Annotated in this window: 7 protein-coding genes; 5 read left to right on the forward strand and 2 right to left on the reverse strand. The window is 61.0% G+C overall.

Features of this window, described 5'->3' with window-relative positions:
• Positions 1-520: 520 nt before the first annotated feature.
• Positions 521-1,114 (forward strand): phospholipid N-methyltransferase PmtA, encoded by a 594-nt coding sequence (pmtA, locus tag AC0L28_RS32920; RefSeq protein ID WP_473481675.1) that lies wholly within the window; start codon positions 521-523, stop codon positions 1,112-1,114.
• Between the two features lie 661 nt (positions 1,115-1,775).
• Positions 1,776-1,955 carry a hypothetical protein gene (locus AC0L28_RS32925; RefSeq protein ID WP_156768567.1) on the forward strand — a complete coding sequence of 60 codons (180 nt, stop codon included), beginning with the start codon at positions 1,776-1,778 and terminating at the stop codon, positions 1,953-1,955.
• Between the two features lie 572 nt (positions 1,956-2,527).
• On the opposite strand, the gene AC0L28_RS32930 is transcribed toward AC0L28_RS32925, so the two are convergent.
• Positions 2,528-2,668 carry a hypothetical protein gene (locus AC0L28_RS32930; RefSeq protein ID WP_473482593.1) on the reverse strand — a complete coding sequence of 47 codons (141 nt, stop codon included), beginning with the start codon at positions 2,666-2,668 and terminating at the stop codon, positions 2,528-2,530.
• 197 nt (positions 2,669-2,865) lie between these two features.
• On the opposite strand from AC0L28_RS32930, the gene AC0L28_RS32935 reads away from it, so the two are divergent.
• From AC0L28_RS32935 to AC0L28_RS32945, 3 genes are all read left to right on the forward strand, one after another.
• The gene (locus AC0L28_RS32935; RefSeq protein ID WP_065012085.1) at positions 2,866-3,153 is read left to right on the forward strand and encodes a hypothetical protein; all 288 of its coding nucleotides are present in this window, start codon (positions 2,866-2,868) and stop codon (positions 3,151-3,153) included.
• 207 nt (positions 3,154-3,360) lie between these two features.
• The gene (locus AC0L28_RS32940; protein WP_473482595.1) at positions 3,361-4,446 is read left to right on the forward strand and encodes an HPP family protein; all 1,086 of its coding nucleotides are present in this window, start codon (positions 3,361-3,363) and stop codon (positions 4,444-4,446) included.
• A 129-nt stretch (positions 4,447-4,575) separates the two neighbouring features.
• Entirely contained in the window at positions 4,576-4,878 is a 303-nt protein-coding gene (locus tag AC0L28_RS32945; RefSeq protein WP_065008435.1) for a polysaccharide deacetylase family protein, read from the forward strand.
• A 555-nt stretch (positions 4,879-5,433) separates the two neighbouring features.
• Here the strand turns inward: AC0L28_RS32945 and AC0L28_RS32950 are convergent.
• Positions 5,434-6,000 (reverse strand): alanine dehydrogenase (locus AC0L28_RS32950; protein WP_473482597.1); only part of this gene is annotated, 567 nt, incomplete at its 5' end.

The following is a 6,000-nucleotide window of genomic DNA, read 5'->3' on the forward strand; positions in this document are numbered from 1 at the left end:
AAAAACCATTCAGAGGGGATCGTCACCATTGGTCCGGCGGTCGGGAGGCTCGGCCGGTTGCAAAGAGGACGTTGGCAATGGGGCGGCCACGAGATAGCTGGGGTGATCCATGCCACGCACTTGCACGGATCACCTGCCAAAAATGGCGGACCGGTCCCGGAATCGAGCCGCCGTCGCGGGTTTTTTGCGGCCGTAGCGGCCTCATTGTCTGCTGTGCGCCTGGCGAAGCGCGCAGCAGATGAGAAGCTGCGTGCGTCGCGCTGGCGCTGATGGTGCAGCCGGAGATACGGCTGCTCGACGAGCTGTGAGGGGCTCTCGAGGCCATGCCCGAGATTCCCATACAGGACGAACTGGCGCGCATCTGAGCGAGAAAAACGTCATCATGGTGGAAAAGGCGCGCCAGTCGGCGCGGGCGTTTCGCGCCTCCAGCGCGGCAATCATCCCTGTGAATCAGGCTTGTTTATATGTCGAAACTTCGACAAAAAGTTGCTCCGACGCGGATCGGGAGAAGGGAGCGGATATGGTCTTTCGATTGAAAGAGCGACTTGGCAAGAAACTTGAGGAAGAAGTGCGATTCTTCAAATGTTGGCAGAAGGATAAGAAAGGTGTGGGCGCACTCATGCCCACGTCGATCCATGCGGCGCGCCGCATGGCTAGTGTGGTCAACACGCATTCTGGATTGCCGGTTTTGGAGCTTGGTGCCGGGACTGGTGTCATCACCAGGGCCATCCTGGAAAGAGGCATCCAACCGCATCGGTTGACTTCGGTCGAATATTCCAAGGATTTTTATGATGGCCTGGTGCGACGCTTTCCGGGAGTGGATTTCCGCTTGGGCAATGCGTTTGCCCTGGAAGAAATTCTGGGGGAGCGCCGGGAAAAGTTCGATTGTGTCATAAGCGCAGTGCCGATGTTGAGCTTTCCGATGCAACAGCGCCTCACACTGCTCGAGGATTTGCTTGCACGAATCCCGGCCGGGCGACCTGTGATCCAAATCACCTACGGTCTTCTGTCACCGGTGCTCAAAATGCCCGACCGTTACATCGTTTCTCACTATGATTTCGTCGTCCGCAATGTTCCCCCCGCACAACTCTGGACCTATCGACGAGCAGTGTGAAACCACAGGGGACGCGAGCGACAGGTGGCTTTCGGAATCCTTGTACAGGACTGCACAGCCGATTGAACTTGGTGCTGTGGCCAGCCATTCGCGGCCCCTGGCTGGCCGCCTTCCATTCCGCATGTCTGAGGATCGATTTGATCGCAGCAGAGAGATGATGTTCGGCTACAAGCATTGAGAGCGGCGAAGCTTCCCCTAACGCCTATGTTTCTCCGGTATTTCGGAGATGCATTCCTCGAGACGCGCCAGGCGGAACTTCGCATTGCGAAGTTCATGTCCGGCTTCGAAACGTCGATGGCGTCCTTGAGGTGTGGCAGCTATGAGATCGCGCTCCAGTTCCGTAATGCGTGCGCGCACCTGCCGAGCCTCGTCCTGACGCAGCGCTTTGATCCATCCACGCCCGCGCATCGGTCTTCCTGCCAGCACCCCAAAGCCATGCGGGTTTATCCACCGAGACCCTAATTTCCGGCAAGCCGAAACGCTCGAAATTTAACTTCGGCTATTTTAGCGAAGACAAAGAGGGCTCTTTGGAAAGAAAGGCGGCGCTTGGGAGAGCGAATGAAGCGATAGAAGGTCGTCCGTCCTATTGGCCATCTTCGGCTCTGATGTCATGCCCAATTGTTTACTGTTTGAGAAGCGCTGAATCTGCAACGGTTTGGGCATGCCGCGGACAAGCGCAACGCTGGCCAAGAGCGCAGGTGCGATCGAGGCATCGCGAGGCGGGCCTATTGCCGACTGCCCATTGGCGCGCACTTTCGCAGCCATGGTGGCGCAGCATGTCGAATCGGTGTTGTTTGAGCAGTCGCTCGGCAAAGGCGAGGGCTGCATCGACATTCTGTGATCGTGTAGCTGACGCCGCGGAGAAAACCGCAGCCCCATTTCTAGCCCGCTGACCTGGCTTGCGGGCCGAGGCAGCGGAGAGGTGATGTTCGCTGCAAGTGTGCTTGGCGTGCAACTACTCAATTCACCGGCCATCGAAAACGTTTTAAGCAGATGGCATGCTCGCCAGCGGCAGCCTCTCCGCAGTCAAACCCGGCCTCGTGCCCATCCTCAAACGGTAGAGCGGCTGATCAAAGACGCTGCCGGCCTGTCATGGACAGTTCGACAGGGCAGCTTCAATCCTGGCGCAGTTGACCTACCGCGCAGCTCGGCTATGGCGGAGCACCCATGGCAGGCGCCGCTTCCATCGTTCACCTGGCTGCAGAGAAACATCTTTCTGCCAGCGCTTCTTCTTGCGAGTGCGTCTGCCTTCAGTCGGTGCGTTCGAAGCCTCCGGAATCGGCGCTTCTTCAACCCTAGGCGGCTTAGGAAGCGATACGTCGGGCATGACCATGTCCTTGACATCGGGTACTGCTTCACCAATGGCGGCCATGGGGCTGAGAACGGATCTCTTCACAAGGAAAAATCGGCGCGTCAGCCGATAGCTTCAGTCTTGGCTTCCGCGACATCGTTCGTGATGGCGGCCAGGTCGATGCCGGCCCAGATTGACTGTGGCCGCTTCACGAGCCCACGCTTCTGTTTGATCTCGACGACAAAGGGTCGCTGCTGCCTCATAGTGCTCTCAACGGACTTGGGGAGTTGCGAAAGTCGTCTAGGCCGACCGCACGCGTTCGTCCATCCCCGTGTTCTCCAACGGTTTTCGAAAACGTTGATGTCTTCGAAGCCACGACGCCAGCGGCTCACCGCCGACCTCCCGGCCCGCGCTCTGGATCTCCTGTGATGCTTTTCAGTGCGGTCGCCACGACGATCATATGGCCCGCACAGCCGCCTTTGTTGTGCCCATCGCGCAGCCGCAGAAGATTCACAATGCAATGAAGATGATGGCCGCCCCTGTTCATACCCCACGTTCCCTGAGTATATCAGGCGCGTCCAACGCTTTTTCTGAATCGATCACATGTGACCGATTCATGCTGTTGATGGACCTGGATTTTCAGCTTTCGTTAGAAAGCCGATCGAGGCTACCTTTCAGGCTGGTGCTTCGTCGTGTTTTTCGCATGCGGTGGGCCCGTGGTGCCGGGGCGGCCCATCGCAACGTCTGACCCTTTCACTACTCTTTGCTTCGCGGCCGCTGAACGCCCAACGGCAGGTGGCAAGACTGGAGTTCGGCGATGGCGGCGACCGCACAAACCGGTGCGCGCAATAATATTCCCACTGGCCGCGAATATTCGGATTGGTTTGACTTTCAAATCTATAGCTTAGGCGGCATTTCGAACAACGTAGAATTCCACCTCGCCCCAAGGCTTACAATGGCCTTTCGTCTCTTTGTTCCGATCCTTGCCGGTGCGACGCTACGCGAGCGGCTGCTCGCCTGCATCGGCGCCACGATTGGCATCGCGCTGACCGGCGTGATCAGCGGGCTCGCCACGGGCGGCGGCCAGCATGTGGCGCTGCTGGTGGCCCCGATGGGCGCCTCCGCCGTGCTGCTCTTTGCCGTGTCGTCGAGCCCGCTTGCGCAACCCTGGTCGATTATCGGCGGCAATTCGATCTCTGCACTGGTCGGCGTGACAGTGGCGCATTTCGTGCACGATCCGGTGATCGCGTCGGGCCTCGCTGTGGCGCTGGCGATCGCCACGATGTCGTTCACGCGCTGCCTGCATCCGCCGGGCGGTGCCGCGGCGCTGACTGCCGTGCTCGGCGGACCGGCCGTGGTCAGCGCCGGCTTCCTGTTCCCCTTCGTGCCGGTGGCGCTCAATTCGGCCGTACTGGTGGCGCTCGGCTTTATGTTCCACCTTCTGTCACGGCGCAACTATCCGCATGTCCACGTGGCCGCCGCAAACAATCACGGCACCGCGGACAGGCCGCCGGTAGAGCGTGTCGGCTTTCGGCCCGAGGACGTCGATGCGGCGCTCGCCGCTTTGGACGAAACCTTCGACATTGGCCGCGACGACCTCGAAAGGCTGATGCACCAGGTCGAGCTGCAGGCGATGGTGCGCTCGCACCGAACCCTGCTTTGCCGGGACATCATGTCCTGCGACGTGATCTCGGTGCCGGAAACTGCCACCGCCGCCGTGGCGCGACAGCAGCTTCTCGACCACAACATCCGCGCCTTGCCGGTGGTCGAGGCGGACGGCCGGCTGGCCGGCGCCGTGGGGTTGCGCGAGCTGACGCAGACGACCGAAACGGTGAAGGGCGTGATCTCGAAGGCAGGCACCGCCTCGCCCGAGACGCCGGCGATGAGCCTGCTTCCCGTGCTCACCGACGGCCGCAGCCATGCCGTCGTCATCGTCGATGCCGAGCGGCGCATCCTCGGCCTGATCACCCAGACCGACCTGCTGGCGGCGGCGGCGCGCGTGCAGGTGGCAGACAAGTCGCCGCTCAAAGCAGTGGCATAGCGGCCGCCTAACAGCGCTGGTTCGGGAACTTTTTGTCGCAGGCGCATCCAATCCAGGGGCGAACCCTGTTTGACTAGAGATCGGTTCGCGATGAGTAAGCCCGCAATTCTTACCACGGCCGATGATGCCATGGCCGCCGAAATGGCGCTGGTGCGCGGCGCTTTTGAGGGTTTGCGCAAGATCGTCGTCCCGGAAGGAGAAGAACCGGCAGCGAACGTGCTGCGGGTCAGCGCCTATTACCCGCGCATTCTCGAAATGCTCGACAAGGAGGGCTACAAGGTCGTGCTGTTGAATACGGCCGAGACGGATCCCGCACCTTGGCCATACGTGTCTTCCGGCCTCGATCATCGGTTCTTCGACCGGGCATTCCCGCCACATCTTGAGCAGATGCAGCACGCGCCGATTAACGATCCGGGGCGCCGCCGATCTTGATAGCTCGGCATGGGGAATACTTCCGAAGTAAGATCGACGCGGGGCATGCGAAGATGCTCGACGCCGGGCTCTTGCCGGAGGCCGAACATAGTCTTGGGCCCTGGCTCCCGGACGCGGTGCTGGCTCAAAAATTGCGCTGGCCAGTCCCGTAGGGTTCCTCGGCGCACATCTTTTCGCTACATCAGTCGGCGTCTTCTTCCTGGTGCGACCTCTCTCTGACCGGGACGGACCCCTAAGCCCTTGCCAGGGTAGTTTTGCAACGAAGGTTGGCGATTTGGATTTAGCCTGGTTTCTCAACATTCCGCTGTCGAACGCGCGGGGAGGGGCCCTGGTGATCGTCGCATCACGAAAGCCGGGGATTTCGGCTGGCGATGTCCAGGTTCGGATAGCGCGTTCAGCTTCCTCGTCGACCAGCGTTTCGCCCCGACGGGCTGCACCGCAAGATTGACGCAAAGGGGAGGGGGAAGACGCCTCTTGCCAATCATCGGCCAAGAAAAAAACCCGCCGGCAGGGAAACGGCGGGCGAGGCAGGAGGAAACTTTCGGGCCTGGAATATCAGGCGGCTAGGGCCGTTTTGGGCTCCGCCATTTCGTAGCCGAGCGCTTCGGCGACGGCGCGGTTGGTGATCTTGCCCTTGTGGACGTTGAGGCCGTTGCGCAGATGGTGATCGTCGAGGATCGCCTTGATGCCCTTGTCGGCGAGCTGCAGGCCGTAGTGAAGCGTCGCATTGTTGAGCGCATGCGCCGAGGTCACCGGCACGGCGCCCGGCATATTGGCGACGCAATAGTGAATGACGCCGTCGACCTCATAGGTCGGCGCGGCATGAGTTGTGGCGTGCGAGGTCTCGAAGCAGCCGCCCTGGTCGATGGCGACGTCGACAAGCACCGAGCCTTTCTTCATGCCCGACAGCATCTCGCGGGAAACGAGTTTTGGCGCGGCGGCACCCGGGATCAGCACGGCGCCGACGACGATGTCGGCCGAAAAGCATTCCTCTTCCAGCGCCTCGACCGTCGAGTAGCGGGTGTGGACGCGGCCGCCGAAGATGTCGTCGAGCTGGCGCAGCCGCGGGATCGAGCGGTCGATGATGGTGACGTCGGCGCCAAGGCCGGCCGCCATCCGCGC

Source organism: Mesorhizobium sp. WSM4847, assembly GCF_055811335.1.

What these genes read in the sequence shown, in the direction of transcription:
- pmtA (WP_473481675.1), top strand. Translation starts at nt 521, where the DNA reads ATGGTCTTTCGATTGAAAGAGCGACTTGGCAAGAAACTTGAGGAAGAA.
- AC0L28_RS32925 (WP_156768567.1), top strand. Translation starts at nt 1,776, where the DNA reads ATGCCGCGGACAAGCGCAACGCTGGCCAAGAGCGCAGGTGCGATCGAG.
- AC0L28_RS32930 (WP_473482593.1), bottom strand. Translation starts at nt 2,668, where the DNA reads ATGAGGCAGCAGCGACCCTTTGTCGTCGAGATCAAACAGAAGCGTGGG.
- AC0L28_RS32935 (WP_065012085.1), top strand. Translation starts at nt 2,866, where the DNA reads ATGGCCCGCACAGCCGCCTTTGTTGTGCCCATCGCGCAGCCGCAGAAG.
- AC0L28_RS32940 (WP_473482595.1), top strand. Translation starts at nt 3,361, where the DNA reads ATGGCCTTTCGTCTCTTTGTTCCGATCCTTGCCGGTGCGACGCTACGC.
- AC0L28_RS32945 (WP_065008435.1), top strand. Translation starts at nt 4,576, where the DNA reads ATGGCCGCCGAAATGGCGCTGGTGCGCGGCGCTTTTGAGGGTTTGCGC.